We start from the raw sequence: 14,321 nt of genomic DNA, 5'->3' as shown, positions 1-14,321 counted from the left end.
GCCATATTGGGAGTAGGGTTTAAACGTTCATACGATGTTTTGAAATAGAGGAGCACCCTTCGTGTCCCATCCAGAGTTCCGTAACGTAGCTATCGTCGCCCACGTTGATCACGGCAAGACCACCCTCGTTAACGCGCTGCTAGAGCAGTCCGGTGTGTTCGGCGACCACGGTGAAGTAGCGGACCGCGTCATGGACTCCGGTGACCTCGAGCGTGAGAAGGGTATCACCATCCTGGCGAAGAACACGGCAATTCGTCGCCCAGGCAAGGGCAAGGACGGCCGCGACCTCATCATCAACGTGATTGATACTCCGGGCCACGCCGACTTCGGTGGTGAGGTCGAGCGTGGCCTGTCCATGGTTGACGGCGTCGTGTTGCTGGTCGACGCCTCCGAAGGCCCGCTGCCACAGACCCGTTTCGTCCTGGGCAAGGCATTAGAGGCGAAAAAACCCGTAATTATCTGCGTCAATAAAACTGACCGGCCTGACGCGCGGATTGATGAAGTTGTTGAAGAAGCTCAAGACCTCTTGCTGGAACTCGGTGCTGGTTTGGAGGATCCAGCCGCTGCAGAAGCCGCAGAAAAATTGCTTGACCTGCCTGTCTTGTACACCTCAGGCCGTGCTGGTCGCGCTTGCCTGGAGAATCCGGGCAACGGTGAGCTTCCAGACAATGAGGATCTACAGCCCCTAGTCGATGTCATCTATAACGAGATTCCAGAGCCAGCGGCAGAAGCAGACGCGCCATTCCAGGCGCAGGTGACCAACCTTGATTCCAGTTCCTTTTTGGGCCGTATCGCTCTGATTCGCGTGCACCGTGGCTCGGTGAAGAAGGGCGATCAGGTCGCGTGGATCCACTATGACGCTGAGGGCGAACAGCATGTGAAGAACGTGCGAGTGGCTGAATTGCTACGCACTGTTGGTTTCGAGCGTGTACCGGCTGAGGGTGAGGTTGTTGCGGGTGATATCGCTGCAATCTCTGGGGTGGATGAAATCATGATCGGTGATACCCTTACTGACCCTGACAATGTCGAGCCGTTGCCTCGCATCAAGGTCGACGAGCCAGCGTTGTCCATGACTATTGGCGTGAATACCTCGCCGATGGCGGGCCGCAACGGTGGAGATAAGCTAACTGCCCGGATGATCAAGGCTCGCTTGGATCAGGAATTGATCGGTAACGTGTCGCTGCGCGTTCTCCCTACAGAGCGCCCCGATGCTTGGGAGGTTCAGGGCCGTGGCGAGATGGCACTAACGGTGCTGATTGAGACGATGCGCCGCGAAGGGTTTGAGCTGACGGTGGGTAAGCCGCAGGTGGTCACCCGAGAAATCGACGGTAAGATCCACGAGCCGTATGAGCATATTGTGATTGATACTCCGAGTGAGTATCAGGGCAATGTCACGCAGCTGTTGGCGGGCCGTAAAGGCCAGATGACGTCTATGGGTAACGCTGCAGGTGACTGGGTGCGCATGGAGTTTGACGTTCCGGCCCGTGGCCTGATCGGCTTCCGCACTACCTTTATGACGGAGACCCACGGTGCTGGTATCGCCAATTCGTATTCCATTGAGTCTCGTCCCTGGGCAGGCGAAATCAAGGGCCGCCCCACCGGATCTTTGGTTGCTGACCGTGCTGGTCAAGCCACTGCGTACGCAATTATGAACTTGGCGGACCGCGGCGAGTTCCTTGTTGAGCCAGGTGCCGAGGTGTACGAGGGCATGGTTGTGGGCATTAACAACCGCGACGAGGACATGGACGTCAACGTCACTAAGGAAAAGAAGCTCACTAATATGCGTGCGGCGTCCGCAGATGCCACGGTGACCTTGGCGAAGGCCCGGAACCTCTCGCTCGATGAGGCGATCGAGTTTTGTGATGAGGACGAGTGCGTTGAGGTTGCTCCTGAGGCGATGCGTGTGCGCAAGATTATTCTGAACTCGACTGAGCGTGGGCGTGCCCGTTCCCGTCAAAAGCAAATGAATCAGTAAGTTTCCTATGGTGATGCGGAATCTGAAGGCACTTCAACGACCTTTGGGTTCCGCGTTGATGTTTATTACCAACGGCATTTCCGTCGGTGCCCTGCTGCCGTGGTACCCCACGCTGAAACAACAGGCGGACTTATCTGACGCCGTCTATGGGTTTATGGTTACCGCTGTGGCCGTCGGCTCACTGCTGGCGACATTCTTGCCGACGTGGGCGGAGCGTAATTTCGGTGCCCGCCCAGTGATGGTTGTGGGCACTGTTGTCACCGCGATCCTTCTGGCCACCATAGGTTTTTCTCACAGTCTGATAAGTCTTGTGGTGGCGTTGATGCTCTTTGGGCTTTTCGACGCCATCATTGACGTCTCTCAAAATGTTGCAGCTGTGCGTATTCAACACGATGTGGGTGTCTCATTTATGTCGTCGCTGCATGCCTGCTGGTCGCTGGGTGCGGTGCTCGGTGGGCTCAGTGCCACTACGGCTGCGGTTTGTGGAATGGGCCTACAGATGCATTTAGCGCTCATCGCAGCCGTTCAAATTTTACTTGTTCTGATCGCAGCCGCGATGATGGGTGAGGTTGGTGCACCGCCAGATGGGTTTGTGGAAGCAGCGGATAACGCAGGTGATGCTGAAACCACGAAGCGATCCGCGGCGATCACTGGCCGGGCCCTGCTCATCGCGCTGCCTGCGGCGGTTGTGGCGCTGTCAGGATCCGTTGTGGAAGATATCGGAAATAATTGGGCGCCGTTGTCGGCGAACGTTGTAGCTGGGGTGCGTCTCGAGGCGGCAGGGGTTGCCTATATGGCCCTTTTTGCAGCGCATATGATCGGCCGGTTCGCAGGGGACGTGTTGATCAACCGGTTCGGGCGTGTGCCGATTGCACGGTGGGGTGGAATCAGCATTCTTCTGGGAGGGGTGTGCGTGGTGGTGGCCACACAGCCGTGGTTGCTGTTTCTCGGTTACGTGTTTGCTGGCTGGGGTGCTGCTACCTTGATTCCCAGTGCCTATGCTGTGTCCGCTGAGTTACCGGGCGTGGCGCAGTCGACGGGCTTGACGATTGTCAGTTGGATCATGCGCGCCGGTGCTTTATTAGCCAGTCCCATTCTGGGTGTGATTTCTGAGCTGACGACGCTTCGTGTGGCGCTGCTTGTTCTTCCTGTGATTGGTGTGGCCGTGGTGGTATCTTCACAGGGTCTGCGCAGCCACCAATCCGACAGTTGACGCGTGCCCGTGATACAACAAGAAGAATGAGAACCCGCCTTCACCTCGTCGCCACAGGCCTTGTCGTGGCAGGTCTTATGGTGTCGTCGTGTGCTGCGAATCCGGGCCCACCGCCAGCGGTCGAACCGGAGCCTGCACCGACAACGACCACGACCACGACCACGACTTCATCGACATCAGCTGCGCCGGACCAGGAGCGCTCTGAAATTGCGGTGGGCGTGGAGGCGTTGCGCAACGGCCTGAACCCGCATGTGCTTGCCGACGAATCCTCCGTGGTCCTCTCAATCGCGAATCTCGTACTGCCCAGCGCTTTTGTGGGTGGGCAGCTTAATGTGGACATTCTTGACGAGGCCGTAGTGGAACCTGAATCACCCGCTGCGATGACTGTGCGTTACCAAATTAATGATGCCGCGCAGTGGTCCGATGGGACCCCTTTGACTGGCGCAGACTTCAACTATCTGTGGCAGCAAATGTCAACTACTCCAGGGGTGGTGGACCCAGCAGGTTACCGCGCAATCCAGGATGTGCGCGTCAGCGGGGCGGGAGGTAAGACCGTCCATGTTGATTTCTCCGAACCCGTGGCTTACTGGCAGGAGCTCTTCCGGCACCTTCTGCCTTCTCATCTCCTTCGCTTGGATACGAATAGTTTCCACAGGGGAATGCGCGATGACATTCCGGCATCTGCAGGCCGCTACATGGTGGAGGAGGTTGACCGGGGCAGGAAAATGATCACCTTGCACCGTAATGATCGATTCTGGGGCACCGACCCGGCTACCATTGACCTGCTGACGCTGGTAGCAGTGCGCTCGACTACTCACAGCGCTGATCAGCTCCGATCTGGCCAGATCCAGTTTGTCGATAGTGTGCCTGCTGAAACATCAGCGGATACGTATCGTCTGATTCCACAGACCCAGCAGCGTATGATCGATACTCCGCGCACGCTGGGCATCAGCTTGTCGACGACCTCTCCGGTGCTCGCCGACCAGCAGGTACGCGCGGAGCTTCGTTCCTTAATCGATGTTCCACTTTTGGCGCGGATTGCTGCCGGGCGATCTTCAGACCTCAAGGTCGCCGAGCACGAGGCCGTTTCTGAAGCAGAACCTCTACGTGTTCGTGCGGCAGTGGAGGAGAATCGACCATTGCGGTTGGTGGCAGACCCGGCGGACAGCGCTGCTTCGGCGGCTGCGCGTTCTTTGGTAGATATGCTCAACCAGCGCGGAGTGCGCGCCGAGGTGGTTGCGACAGACCTGCGTGATGCCACCACTAACCGGCTGCCCGATGGCGATGTCGACGGTGTGATCATGTGGGACCATGAGGATCTCACCGCCAACGACGCAGCCAGTGAATTGTTATGCCCCTCAGGCAAGTACCGTGCTGGCAACCTATCTGGTTATTGCACCCCAGAGACCGACCAGTTTTCCCGTGACGTTCTCGCCGGCAGGATAGACCCAGCTACGGCCCAAGAGTATGTTGATGCAGTTAATCGTCGTGAAGCGATCTGGGTGCCGTTGTTACACGAAACGCGCCTGCTTGTTCTTGGCCCCGGTGTGGTGGGACCCGACCCTGATTTGAACCAATGGGAGGCTGGGTTATCGACGGCAGAGACATGGCGACTGCCCGATACACTAGGGGGCATCGCTTCGCCCGGTGAGCCGAGTGTGATGCCGCCGGACACCCTGACTGAGGCTGACACTGAGCATAATTAAGGAGTCCCAACAATGACCGTGAACACAACTCGAGACCTCGTGGGCTACCGCGTTGTTGCAGTCCATGCCCACCCTGATGATGAATCTATTGCCACCGGCGCAGCCTTGGCGGACTTAGCGCGCCGGGGGGCTGACGTGCTGGTAGTCACGTGCACGCTTGGTGAGGAAGGTGAAGTGATCGGGGAGACCTACCAGCACTTAGTCAAGGATGAAGCTGATCAGCTTGGAGGTTTCCGCATCCATGAGCTGACACGTGCTCTGGAGATCCTGGGGGTGCGCGGCGAATTCTTAGGTGGTGCGGGTGCGCACCGCGACTCCGGTATGGCGGGCTCTCCGGCTCACGCCAATCCTCGTGCTTTTGTGAACTCAGGACAGCGGGCTGTGGATGAGTTGGTTGAAATTTTTGAGCGCGAGCGGCCCCATCTGGTGATCACTTATGGGCCGGACGGAGGCTATGGGCACCCGGACCATATTCGCGCCCATGAGATCACTCATGCGGCGGCGCAGCGCGTGGAGATTCCCCGCATCGTGTGGGCTGTCCAGTTGCGCGAGGAGCTGGATGCTGATGCAGCCACGGCTATCCCGCAGGGGTGGCGCGCGCCGGAACCTGGTGAGCTCGCCGCCGTGGAGACCAGCGATACCTGGGTGACGATGGACGATATCATCTATCACCAGAAGGTGGAGGCGATGCGTGCGCATGCCACACAGGTATGGATCGCGGATGGAGATGTGTCAGTCACGAACCCGCATGCGGCGTTCGGCGGTGGCCCGCGGACAGTGTTTGCCCTGTCCAATTTGATTGCTCAGCCGATCCTGCGGCGTGAGCATTACCAGCTTGGTGCTGGTATTGGGCTGGCTCATGGCGCTGGTTTACTGGACGGGATCGAGAAATAGGCACGATGCGATCTTCTTCCCGATCGGTCTACCGCACTGACTTTACGCAGGGGGAGCGGGTCACGGCGTACGGATGGTTAGCGTTGGGTGCTGCTTTCTCGGCGTTGATGTCGCTTGTGTATCTTGATGCCCAGGTCGGTTCGGTGCCGTTTCCTTACCCGATTGTGCTGGCGTTTTTATTCAATCTGGTGCTGACGCGGACGGCTTTGTTGTGGACTGATCGAAGGTGGGTTGCTCTGCTGCCTGTCGTGTGCTGGGTGCTGGTGCTTTTCCTGTTGGTGTTTGGCGTGAGCATGTTTGGTGAGGTGTTCTTCGCTGACGAGATCCGCGCATTAGTTCTGGTTTTGTCGGGTTTAATCGGTGGATTATTTCCGGCGCTGCGGTCTCAATGACATACTCGTAGGCAGTGCGAGTACACTATTTTCATCAATCTAGATCAGGAGTTTGAGAACAACCGATGACTTACGTTATTGCTCAACCGTGCGTCGACGTGCTCGATCGCGCGTGCGTTGAAGAGTGCCCAGTGGACTGCATCTACGAAGGCAAGCGCATGCTCTACATCCACCCCGACGAGTGCGTGGACTGCGGTGCCTGCGAGCCGGCGTGCCCGGTCGAGGCTATCTTCTACGAGGATGATACTCCGGAAGAGTGGGCAGACTACTATGACGCTAACGTTGGTTTCTTCGATGATCTTGGCTCTCCAGGTGGCGCAGCGAAGCTGGGGCCACAAGACTTCGACCATCCTTTCATTGAAGCCCTGCCACCACAGAACCAGGATTAATACAATTCACCAAGACTAGTACAATTCCGAGAAGCGGGAACACGACTGTATGGATCGCACTCCTTTAAGCTCCGTTTTGCCCAACTTCCCCTGGGATTCTTTGGCCCAGGCGAAGCAGACGGCAGCGGGCCACCCCGATGGCATCGTAGATCTTTCGGTGGGAACCCCTGTTGACGCAGTCGATCCTGGGATCCAGCTGGCCTTGTCTGAGGCCGCAGCCGAGTCCGGTTATCCCACTACCGTGGGTACGGTAGAACTGCGCGAGGCGATTGTTGGTGCGCTTGAGCGTCGGTATCGCATGGCAGGTTTAGACATCGACAGTGTTCTGCCAGTCATCGGCACGAAGGAAGCGATCGCGTTGCTGCCGACGTTGTTGGGCATGCGCGGAGCCACCGTAATTATCCCCACGGTGGCTTATCCTACCTACGAGGTAGCGGCACTGATTGCCGGATGTCAGCCAGTGCGTTCCGACGCGCCTGTCGACGGTGCCCAGCTAGCTTTCATCAACTCTCCGTCCAATCCCACAGGGGCCGTGGCTACCGCCGAGGAGCTCGGCGTGTGGCGCGATTTCGCCCGTGATACCGGCTGCATCGTCGCTTCTGACGAGTGTTACTTGGGTCTGGGCTGGGAAGATGACAAGCAGCCCTTGTCGCTTCTCGACGACTCCGTTTCAGGCGGCGACAATTCGAACCTGATCGCTGTGCATTCGCTGTCTAAAACTTCGAATCTGGCTAGCTACCGTGCTGGCTACCTTGCGGGCGATACCGCGCTGATCAAGGAACTGACTGAGATCCGCAAACATGCCGGCCTGATGGTGCCCGGGCCGATCCAGCAGGCGATGATCGCAGCACTCAACGGGGACCTGCACGAAAAATTACAGAAGACGACTTATGCGCTGCGCCGCGCTAAGTTGCTGAAGGCTGTGACCGAGGCAGGCCTGTCGGTTGTGCATTCCGAGGCCGGCCTCTACTTGTGGGCCACCCGTGGGGAACATGGACGTGACACCGTCGATTGGCTTGCTGGGCAGGGAATCTTAGCAGCACCTGGGGACTTCTACGGCCCGTCCGGCGCAAAGTACGTGCGTATTGCGATAACCGCCACGGACGAGCGTATCGACGAGGCCTGTCGCCGTCTCAATTTGAGTGCTTCCCGATAGACTTGGTTAACAGACAGTAAAGTTTTTAATGAGTTCGATGTGCGGTCGGTTCTTGGCAAGGAGGGGGCTATGACTCAACAACCAACCTCCACCGGGAGTACTAAGGCGCTATCGACGGTGCGTGTTCTCAACGGGATGCGCCAGTTTCTCATGTTCGGCATCGTCGGTGGTTCCGGCACTATTGTGAACCTCGCGGTAACGTATGTGTCGAAAAAGATCGCTGAATTGGGCTGGGGGATCTTTGAAGACGACATCTTTTTTAATCTTTTTGGTACCCAGTACAACGTGCGCTGGTACCACGTCTTTGCCACGATTGCGTTTCTTGTGGCCAACACGTGGAATTACCAACTCAACCGGTCGTGGACTTTTCAAGGCGTGCCCAAGCGATCCTGGCTGCGTGGGTTTTTCTCCTTCTTGGCCACGGGATTATTCGCTTATATGGTGTCGCTGATCGTGCTGACGTTGTTGATGAATCCCACAAGCCCGATTAGCCTACCGGATGACGTGTTTGACGGCTCCACGGGCCTGCGCACCAAGTTTTATTGGGCGCAAGCAATCTCGATCGTGGTGGCCATGCCCGTAAACTTCGTGATCAACAAGTTGTGGACGTTTGCAAAGCCCAAGGTCACAGTGGTCGCCGAGCAAACCCCTCGCTAACCTCGCGGAGGCTGTGGATATTTTCGTGGTGCAACATACTGGTGAACATTGCGGTGCACACTACAGTGTGCACGGCAGTGCTGCACTCGGTTAGATTGTGGGCCATACTGGGGCAGACCACAGCTGGCGCCCTCGGGGGAGGCACCAGCAACCGCGCTGCACTCCGAAGCTACGTCCCCGACCATGAAGAGGGGGAACCTTTAAATGCTTTCTGTCGACACTGACCAATTGCGTCAACACGCTGATGTCACAGCGGGTCTGATTGATGAGCTGGACACACTACACCGCCACACCCAGGGCGCCGGACCAGGTGCCAGTTTTACCACCATTCCCGGGCTGGTGGAGCTTGGGGCGTACCATCGTGAGTGCTTGTCTGGGCCTGAAGGATCCGCACTTCACGCCATCGCCTACCTCAACCGCCACGTCACTTTCGTGGTAGATGCTCTACGCGCCGATGCCGATGTGATTGACGCCGGCGACGACGACAACGCGCGAGCGCTTGAAGGGATGCCAATCGACGATGTCACCGTGGTTCTTCCCACATTGCCAGAGCTAGGGTTTGCGCCTCTGCCTCACCCTGGGGTGGCAGGCAACGATCCCGTGGCGATACCTGATCTGACCACTTTTACCGCAGCCGTGGAAACAACGAACCTCGACGAGGTATACCGCAGCGTGTGGCTCTGGGGTGAACTTGCACGGATCGCCGAGAGCGTGGGTATTCGCTTTACGACGATGTCGCGTGACCTTTCTACCACAATGGAAGGGCAGAGTACTGAACAGGCGAGCAAGACGCTCGAAATGCTGGCCAGCATTGCGCAGGCTATCGCGCTTGCAGCCCAGATCATGCAACTATGCGTGGAATTTATTGCGGTAATCGTCGACATCCTACGTGCGGTACTAGGTGTGCTGGGCCCTGGGTTGGGTATGTTGGACGCAGCTGCGCGCGCTCTTGTGGAGCGCAGCTTCCTGGATGCTTTGCCTGGCCAACTCGGGGTGCTGCTGCGCCACGCGGTGCCACCACTGTTGTCTTTGATCAGTGGTCAACTGCGTGGAGGAGCGGACGCGTTGAGTTGGATTGCCCAGCGCTTCGCTGCGGGGGCGCCGCAGTTGCAGTGGCCCGCTGATGTAGAAAAAACCATGTGCCTGTGTGGTCAGGGTTCGAGCCCACTCGCGGACATGCTGGATCCACAGGAGAAGGCGGTGTCGGCTGCTGATGCCTCGACACAGGCCGCTGCGGTACCTGGGGCAGCGGCAGGTGTGAGTGCCGCCGCAGGTATCGGGGCAGCGCAACCAGGCGTGGCTGCAGCTCCGAGCATCTTAGGCAGTGGTGTTTCGATCGCGCAGGCCCACAACGCGGCCCTGCCAGCCGGGATCGGGGTAGGTAGCCCCGCCACCCGAGGGGTGGCCACGGGGCCGATGATGGCACCCATGGCCGCAGGGCGCGTGGCAGCGACCCCGCGAACAAAACGCAGCCCAGACCAGGGGCCCGGACTGCGCTGCTAAAAGTGCACGATAAGTACTGGAAATACTAGCGCGAGTGAAACTCGTTGTTCCCTTCGACGCCCGGGGAGCGAGTTGCCTCAACTGCACCTGTCACCGAGTTGCGGCGGTACAAGATTGCCGGCTGGCCGGAAAGCTCCAAAGCCTTCTTTCTTGTGCCATCGCCCACACCGAGCTGCTCGGCGACCTTACCGTAGACGGTGACTTTTGTTCCTGCCGTGAGGTAGAGGCCTGCCTCGACCACGCAATCATCGCCTAGCGAAATACCGATACCAGCATTCGCACCAAGGAGGCAACGCTGGCCGACAGTGATGGTCTCGTCGCCTCTGCCGGATAACGTGCCCATGATGGAGGCACCGCCACCTATATCGGTGTCGCTGTCGACGGTAACACCCGCGGAGATCCGGCCTTCTACCATGCAGGGGCCCACGGTGCCAGCATTGAAGTTCACAAAACCTTCATGCATGACGGTGGTGCCTTCAGCTAGGTGGGCGCCGAGGCGGACCCGGTCAGCGTCACCGATACTCACGCCGGAGGGCACAACGTAGTCAACCATCCGCGGGAACTTATCCACCGAGAACACGGTGACAGGGCCTTTACCTGCCAGCCGGCCCCGTACCATTTGAAAGTCTGTCACTGCACAGGGGCCGTAGTTAGTCCACACAACATTGGCCAGCAGGTTGAAGATGCCGGTGGTGTTGGCCTCATTCGGGCGGATCAGGCGGTGGGAGAGCAAGTGAAGGCGCAGGTATGCGTCGTATGTGTCCAGTGGAGGATGGGAAATATCCTGGATGGAGGTTGCAATGGGGATGCGCGCCACTCCCCGGTCCTCGTCTGGTCCTGCCAGGCTAGCGAATTGTTGAGGTGTGGTCTCGAGGCGTTCGGTCCCGGTGCTAGTGACAGGTTCATCCAGCTTTGGGGCGGGATACCACACGTCGAGCACGGTCCCGTCGTAAGTGACGGTAGCCAGGCCGTGGGCGAATGCAGAAGTCATAGTGTTAGACGTTTTCTTTCGGACGGTAAGTCTTATTTTTAGCAAACACGGAAAGTATTGCTAATCCTGCTGTGAGAATCGCCACCGCAACGATTTGGGCGCGGGCCGCATCGTCAAACAACATCAGCACGGTCAGACCAAGCAGTGCTGCAACGGTGAGCCATGGCACCCAGGGCCAGCCTTTGACTCGTACGGTAGTGATCTGACCGTTGGCGACCAGCTGCGGGTGCAGCTTGATAAAGCTCAAGGCGATCATGAACCACACCACCATCAGTGAGCCGCCGACAGCATTGAGTAAGAAGTCTAGCAGGCCTACCGGGTTCCACCACTGCAAACCAACCGATAGAAACGCAAAAACCATGGACAAAACCACTGAGTTAATTGGCACATTGGCTTTGTTCGTGCGCCCCAAAATTGCAGGCGCATCACCCTCGAGTGCAAGATTGTGCGCGATCCGGGACGTGCCGTAAATCTGAGCGTTGAAAGCACTCAACAATGCGAGAACAATCACAGCTTCCATAAAGCCCACAACGCCAGGAATATTCGCCATCTCGAGGACCTGGGTGAATGGTGATTCCGCAGCGGTCTCAGCATTATCGATGCGTTCGTACGGCAGCAGCAAAATAATAATCAACACTGAGCCCAGGTAAAACACTGAGATACGGAGGATGACGCTGCGGACCGCCGTGGCGATCGAACGGGCTGGATCCTCAGACTCCGCAGCCGCAATAGTTACCAGCTCAATACCACCGAAAGCAAAAGCCACAGCCAACAAACCGGCGGCAATGCCGGGCAACCTATTGGGGGCGAAGCCAGACGCCACAATATTCGCGGTACCCACGAAGCTAGTTCCAGGAAGTAGCCCCAGCCACAAAGCGATACCGATCACCATGAACCCAATGATCACGGCCACCTTGATGAAGGAAAACCAGAACTCAAACTCGCCGAAGCCCCTCACCTGGGCGAAGTTCACGATGGCGAAGAAAACGACGCAGACAAGCGCAGGAATCCACGGCTCTACACCGAACCAGGCGCCCATGATGGCGGAAGCACCAGTCATTTCCGCGCCGAGCACCATCACCAACATGAACCAATACAACCAGCCCACAGTGAACCCAGCCCAGCGCCCGAAGGCCTGGCGCGAGTAGGACGAAAAGGAACCGGACGAGGGGTGTGCTGCAGCCATCTCACCCAGCATCTGCATGATCGCCACCACAATCATGCCGGCGATAATGTAAGCCACCAAGACAGCAGGACCCGCTGCACGAATGCCCACACCGGTGCCCAAAAACAAGCCAGCGCCGATTGCGGAACCGAGTCCCATCATCGTCAAATGCCTGGTCTTCAGGCCGGAACCGAGACGAGTATTAGATTGTTCTGCCATATGTCGAGCCTCTTTCACGAGGGGTTTGGTTTCTAAAGCTTTCTCAGCCACAGTATCTACCACTCCACACAGCCGCGGAGGTAATCGTCGTCAAGCGCTGCTCTACCGCCAGCGCACAACCGGCGTGTCAAAGCCAGGCTCAGTGCGCACCGACCAGTTGGAACGCCCCGACAGATCGAGGGCGGTTATGTCTTCACCAGAGTGAAAATCGTGAATGACGGTGTCTCGTTCCAGCATCACGTTGGTACCAAGCTCGCAATTGTCACCCATCTCCACGCCAATCAGTCCAGCCGACGGCAGCATCACCGAGTTCTTCCCAATCTTCAAAGGAGTGCGATTATTACTCTTGTTGCGCAGCGCCATAATCGTCGAAGAAAGCCCAACATCAGTGTCCTCATCGATAACGACCGACGATGACAATCGGCCCTCTATCCGAGAAGCGCCCAACGACCCCGCGTTGAACGACACATACCCTTCGCGCAGCACGGCCGTGCCTGGGGCGAGGTAAGCGCCCAGGCGCACACGCTCCGCCTCGGCGATGGATACGCCTGAAGGCACCACGTAGTCCACCATGCGGGGCAGGCGCTCGATGCCGTAGACGTGGATCAAGCCACGAGCCCGCAAAGCGGCACGGACAAATTCAAAATTATCCGGCAGGCACGGGCCCTTGTTAGTCCAGACGACCGGCACCAAGTTGGTCAGCAAGTCAGTCATGTTCATCTCAAGTGGGCGGACGATACGGTGCGACAACAAATGCAAACGCAGGTACACGTCATGGGCGTCGATCGCAGGCTGGTTCAAGTCGGCGATTGTGGTCCGCACCGCCACCTGCTCAACCATACGATCCTGGTCAAGGCGCACCAGTTGCAAAAGACGGGCGGGCAAGTGGTTGGCACCGAGGCGGTGGGTGCCGGATTCAAGACCCTCGGCAGCTTCACCTTCGATGAGTTCGGGCTCTGGATACCAAGTATCCAAGACGGTGCCGTCCATCGCGATATTGGCTATTCCGATTGCGTACGCTCCTACAGTCATATACATAACAGTACTGGTTATGCCCTTATTCAGCATGTCGTGCCGTTGGGCACGTGCCAAATTCGGATGGACGGATGTGGCTTGGTTCTCTAGTCTGGGTATTCCGGCTGTTAATTGTGGGCCTGGAAACCCCGGTAGACCAGATCCGCCAAGTCAGTAAGACATTCAGTACCATCCCTAGACACCATCCCTAGACAGAAAAGAGCATCCACTGTGGCACCAGAGATCAACCCGTCTCCAGACAAAAAGCGTTTGCTACGTGGGCCGCTGTTGATGCGCCACGACGATTCAGAGGGGTCGACCTTTGACCAGCGACTGCTGGAGCTAGGCAGCGACCACGAATGGAAGCACGCCGATCCGTGGCGCATTATGCGCATCCAGTCAGAGTTTGTTGCAGGCTTTGATGCCCTGACCGATATGCCGAAGGCTGTCACCGTGTTCGGTTCGGCGCGTCTGAACGAAGGCACCCCCGAGTATGAGAAGTCACGCGAAGTAGGCAAGGCACTGGTTGAGGCCGGCTATGCGGTGATCACCGGTGGTGGGCCAGGTCTCATGGAGGGCCCGAACCGTGGGGCCCATGAGGCCGGTGGCCTTTCCGTCGGCCTGGGCATTGAGCTGCCACACGAGCAGCGACTGAATGATTGGGTTGATGTTGGCCTGAACTTCCGCTACTTCTTCGTGCGCAAGACCATGTTCTTGAAGTACTCCCAGGCTTTTATCACGCTGCCAGGTGGTTTTGGCACGATGGATGAGCTGTTCGAGGTGCTGTGCATGGTGCAGACCGGCAAGGTGACCAACTACCCGATCGTGCTGATGGGCACTGAGTTTTGGTCGGGTCTGGTTGCCTGGATGAAAGACCAATTGGCGGCCCGGGGTCTGATCTCCGAGGGGGACACGGACCTGTTCCTCGTTACCGATTCCATCGAAGAGGCGGTGCAGTACATCGTCGATAAGCACAAGGTGATGACGGACGGACGCCTCACGAAGAATGCTGAAAAGCGCAGCAACCAGCGCAGTGAGTAAAAACAC

Annotated in this window: 13 protein-coding genes; 10 read left to right on the top strand and 3 right to left on the bottom strand. The window is 57.9% G+C overall.

Annotation, left to right across the window (positions count from 1 at the left end):
• Window positions 1–61: 61 nt before the first annotated feature.
• The 9 genes from typA (at window position 62) to CKV99_RS07045 (ending at window position 9,885) form a co-directional block, all read left to right on the top strand.
• Window positions 62–1,975, top strand: coding sequence for a translational GTPase TypA (gene typA, locus CKV99_RS07085; protein ID WP_092256899.1), 1,914 nt, complete (start codon window positions 62–64; stop codon window positions 1,973–1,975).
• Between the two features lie 7 nt (window positions 1,976–1,982).
• Window positions 1,983–3,188: an MFS transporter gene (locus CKV99_RS07080; protein ID WP_231909971.1), complete on the top strand. Its 1,206-nt coding sequence runs from the start codon at window positions 1,983–1,985 to the stop codon at window positions 3,186–3,188.
• 26 nt (window positions 3,189–3,214) lie between these two features.
• Complete coding sequence (locus tag CKV99_RS07075) at window positions 3,215–4,894, top strand: ABC transporter family substrate-binding protein (protein ID WP_092256901.1); 1,680 nt, start codon at window positions 3,215–3,217, stop codon at window positions 4,892–4,894.
• Between the two features lie 12 nt (window positions 4,895–4,906).
• On the top strand, window positions 4,907–5,788 hold the full coding sequence (gene mshB / locus CKV99_RS07070) for an N-acetyl-1-D-myo-inositol-2-amino-2-deoxy-alpha-D-glucopyranoside deacetylase (RefSeq protein WP_092256904.1): 882 nt from the start codon (window positions 4,907–4,909) through the stop codon (window positions 5,786–5,788).
• 5 nt (window positions 5,789–5,793) lie between these two features.
• Window positions 5,794–6,180: a hypothetical protein gene (locus tag CKV99_RS07065; RefSeq protein ID WP_092256907.1), complete on the top strand. Its 387-nt coding sequence runs from the start codon at window positions 5,794–5,796 to the stop codon at window positions 6,178–6,180.
• A gap of 65 nt (window positions 6,181–6,245) precedes the next feature.
• Window positions 6,246–6,569, top strand: a complete 324-nt coding sequence (gene fdxA / locus CKV99_RS07060) for a ferredoxin (protein WP_092256910.1) — start codon at window positions 6,246–6,248, stop codon at window positions 6,567–6,569.
• 49 nt (window positions 6,570–6,618) lie between these two features.
• A complete protein-coding gene (gene dapC / locus CKV99_RS07055; protein WP_092256913.1) occupies window positions 6,619–7,725 on the top strand; it encodes a succinyldiaminopimelate transaminase in 1,107 nt (368 codons plus the stop codon).
• A 69-nt stretch (window positions 7,726–7,794) separates the two neighbouring features.
• Window positions 7,795–8,382: a GtrA family protein gene (locus tag CKV99_RS07050; RefSeq protein WP_092256916.1), complete on the top strand. Its 588-nt coding sequence runs from the start codon at window positions 7,795–7,797 to the stop codon at window positions 8,380–8,382.
• A gap of 204 nt (window positions 8,383–8,586) precedes the next feature.
• Complete coding sequence (locus CKV99_RS07045) at window positions 8,587–9,885, top strand: hypothetical protein (RefSeq protein ID WP_092256918.1); 1,299 nt, start codon at window positions 8,587–8,589, stop codon at window positions 9,883–9,885.
• 25 nt (window positions 9,886–9,910) lie between these two features.
• Here CKV99_RS07045 and dapD read toward each other — a convergent pair whose 3' ends face one another.
• From dapD to CKV99_RS07030, 3 genes are all read right to left on the bottom strand, one after another.
• Window positions 9,911–10,876 (bottom strand): 2,3,4,5-tetrahydropyridine-2,6-dicarboxylate N-succinyltransferase, encoded by a 966-nt coding sequence (gene dapD / locus CKV99_RS07040; RefSeq protein WP_092256920.1) that lies wholly within the window; start codon window positions 10,874–10,876, stop codon window positions 9,911–9,913.
• Window positions 10,877–10,880: 4 nt separating this feature from the next.
• Window positions 10,881–12,260: an amino acid permease gene (locus CKV99_RS07035; protein WP_092256922.1), complete on the bottom strand. Its 1,380-nt coding sequence runs from the start codon at window positions 12,258–12,260 to the stop codon at window positions 10,881–10,883.
• Between the two features lie 102 nt (window positions 12,261–12,362).
• A complete protein-coding gene (locus CKV99_RS07030; RefSeq protein ID WP_092256925.1) occupies window positions 12,363–13,292 on the bottom strand; it encodes a succinyltransferase in 930 nt (309 codons plus the stop codon).
• Between the two features lie 273 nt (window positions 13,293–13,565).
• Between CKV99_RS07030 and CKV99_RS07025 the strand changes: the two genes are divergently transcribed.
• Entirely contained in the window at window positions 13,566–14,315 is a 750-nt protein-coding gene (locus tag CKV99_RS07025) for an LOG family protein (protein ID WP_092257344.1), read from the top strand.
• Window positions 14,316–14,321: the final 6 nt, after the last annotated feature.

The sequence above is a fragment of the Corynebacterium cystitidis genome, from assembly GCF_900187295.1.
In the GTDB taxonomy this organism is placed as follows: Bacteria; Actinomycetota; Actinomycetes; order Mycobacteriales; family Mycobacteriaceae; genus Corynebacterium; species Corynebacterium cystitidis.
This window is presented reverse-complemented; position numbering and strand designations above follow the sequence as displayed.

What these genes read in the sequence shown, in the direction of transcription:
- CKV99_RS07080 (WP_231909971.1), top strand. Translation starts at nt 1,983, where the DNA reads ATGGTGATGCGGAATCTGAAGGCACTTCAACGACCTTTGGGTTCCGCG.
- CKV99_RS07075 (WP_092256901.1), top strand. Translation starts at nt 3,215, where the DNA reads ATGAGAACCCGCCTTCACCTCGTCGCCACAGGCCTTGTCGTGGCAGGT.
- mshB (WP_092256904.1), top strand. Translation starts at nt 4,907, where the DNA reads ATGACCGTGAACACAACTCGAGACCTCGTGGGCTACCGCGTTGTTGCA.
- CKV99_RS07065 (WP_092256907.1), top strand. Translation starts at nt 5,794, where the DNA reads ATGCGATCTTCTTCCCGATCGGTCTACCGCACTGACTTTACGCAGGGG.
- fdxA (WP_092256910.1), top strand. Translation starts at nt 6,246, where the DNA reads ATGACTTACGTTATTGCTCAACCGTGCGTCGACGTGCTCGATCGCGCG.
- dapC (WP_092256913.1), top strand. Translation starts at nt 6,619, where the DNA reads ATGGATCGCACTCCTTTAAGCTCCGTTTTGCCCAACTTCCCCTGGGAT.
- CKV99_RS07050 (WP_092256916.1), top strand. Translation starts at nt 7,795, where the DNA reads ATGACTCAACAACCAACCTCCACCGGGAGTACTAAGGCGCTATCGACG.
- CKV99_RS07045 (WP_092256918.1), top strand. Translation starts at nt 8,587, where the DNA reads ATGCTTTCTGTCGACACTGACCAATTGCGTCAACACGCTGATGTCACA.
- dapD (WP_092256920.1), bottom strand. Translation starts at nt 10,876, where the DNA reads ATGACTTCTGCATTCGCCCACGGCCTGGCTACCGTCACTTACGACGGG.
- CKV99_RS07035 (WP_092256922.1), bottom strand. Translation starts at nt 12,260, where the DNA reads ATGGCAGAACAATCTAATACTCGTCTCGGTTCCGGCCTGAAGACCAGG.
- CKV99_RS07030 (WP_092256925.1), bottom strand. Translation starts at nt 13,292, where the DNA reads ATGACTGTAGGAGCGTACGCAATCGGAATAGCCAATATCGCGATGGAC.
- CKV99_RS07025 (WP_092257344.1), top strand. Translation starts at nt 13,566, where the DNA reads ATGCGCCACGACGATTCAGAGGGGTCGACCTTTGACCAGCGACTGCTG.